We start from the raw sequence: 1,834 nt of genomic DNA on the forward strand, positions 1-1,834 counted from the left end.
AAACCGCTGGGAGACGCTGCGTGAAGCGCAGGTGGACGCCTGCCGGGTGCTGCTGGAATCGCCGGACCATCTGCTGATCGCCTCGGGAACCGCGTCCGGCAAGACGGAGGCGGCTTTTTTTCCGGCGTTGACCGGGCTGTATGAGAATCCGTCATCTTCGGTAGGGATTCTGTACATCGCTCCGCTCAAGGCGCTGATCAACGATCAGTTCGCCCGCTTGAACGACCTGCTGCTGGAAGGGGGCATCCCCGTATGGCACTGGCACGGCGATGTCCCGCAGGCCGAGAAGACGAAGCTGATGAAGAATCCGTCCGGCGTGCTCCAGATTACCCCCGAGTCGCTGGAGGGCCTGCTGATGAACCGTCCGAATGCCATTCCGGCGCTGTTTGGCGATCTGCGCTTTATCATTATTGACGAAGTGCATGCCTTTATGGGCGCCGACCGGGGAATCCAGGTGCTCAGTCTCCTGGCAAGGATCTCCCGTATGGCGGGCTGCTCGCCGCGCCGGATCGGGCTGTCCGCCACGCTCAGCGATTACGATACCGCCACAAGCTGGCTTGCTGCGGGGACGCGGGAGCGGGTGCAGGTATCCGCGCCGCAGGGCGGGAGGAAGCTGCGCCTGAGCATTGAGCATTTTTCGTTTCCCGACGCCAGGGACGAGAAGCAGTCCGAGCAGCTGGAGCTTGCCCGCAAGGCGTACTATGACTATATTTACGACCATACCCGGCTTAAAAAAGCGCTCGTCTTCACCAACAGCCGCACCGATGCGGAGACGGCGATCCTTGAAATGCGGCGCATTGCGGCGAGGCGCCAGGAGCCGGACGTGTTCCACGTCCACCACGGCAGCATTTCCGCTATGCTGCGGGAGGAGGCAGAGGCCGCGCTCCGTGAAGGCCCCGGCCCGGCGGTCGCCGCAGCGACGCTCACGCTGGAGCTGGGCATCGACCTTGGCGAGCTGGAGCGGGTGCTCCAGCTCGGGGCGCCATACAGCTGCTCCAGCTTCGTGCAGCGGCTGGGCCGCTCGGGACGGCGGGGCGACGCCGCCGCAGAGATGATGTTCGTCACGCCGGAGGAAGAGGACGAGGAAGCGCAGCTCCCGGCGCGCATGCCCTGGACGCTGCTTCGGGCAATCGCCGTTATCGAACTGTATGTCCGGGAGAGATGGGTCGAGCCGCTGATGGTACGGCAAATGCCGGTCGGGCTGCTGTACCATCAGACCATGAGCATCCTGAAGAGCATGGGGGAGGCTGAACCGGAGGACCTTCGGGACGCCGTTCTCTCCCTCCCTTCTTTTAAGGGATTCAGCGAAGAGGATTATGAAGCCTTCATGGCTTACCAGCTTGGGATGGGGCAGATCGAGCAGATGGACGAGGGCAGCCTGATCGTCGGGCTTGCCGGGGAGAAGGTCGTGAACAACTTTCGCTTCCTGGCCGTCTTCAAGGACGATGAGGAGCATGCCGTATATAACGGCACAGAGGAAATCGGCTCGATTACGACCGTTCCGCCCCCGGGCTACTGCTTTACACTGGCAGGCAAGCTGTGGAAGGTAGAAGAGGTGGACAACCGCCACAAGGCGGTGTACGTGAAGGCGTCACGCGGCAAAGTCGATACGCTGTGGCTTGGCGCGGGCGGTGATGTGCATACCCGGATTATGACCAAAATCCGGGATATTCTCGGGGATACGGCGCTGTATCCGTATCTCGCGCCGAGAGCGGCGGCCCGGCTTGAACGGGCCAGGCGGCTGGCGCGGGAGAGCGGGCTGCTTCAGCGCTCCGTGCTCCCGGCCGGCGGCGACTCTCTGTTCATTCTGCCATGGGCAGGCAGCCGGACCTTC

At 63.2% G+C, this 1,834-nt stretch carries 1 protein-coding gene; it reads left to right on the plus strand.

All coding sequences use genetic code 11. From position 1 onward, the window contains the following. A partial coding sequence (locus tag L692_RS0126270; RefSeq protein ID WP_025702857.1) for a DEAD/DEAH box helicase occupies positions 1-1,834 on the plus strand: 1,834 nt, incomplete at both ends.

The sequence above is a fragment of the Paenibacillus forsythiae T98 genome, assembly GCF_000520735.1.
Taxonomy (GTDB): domain Bacteria; phylum Bacillota; class Bacilli; order Paenibacillales; family Paenibacillaceae; genus Paenibacillus_AQ; species Paenibacillus_AQ forsythiae.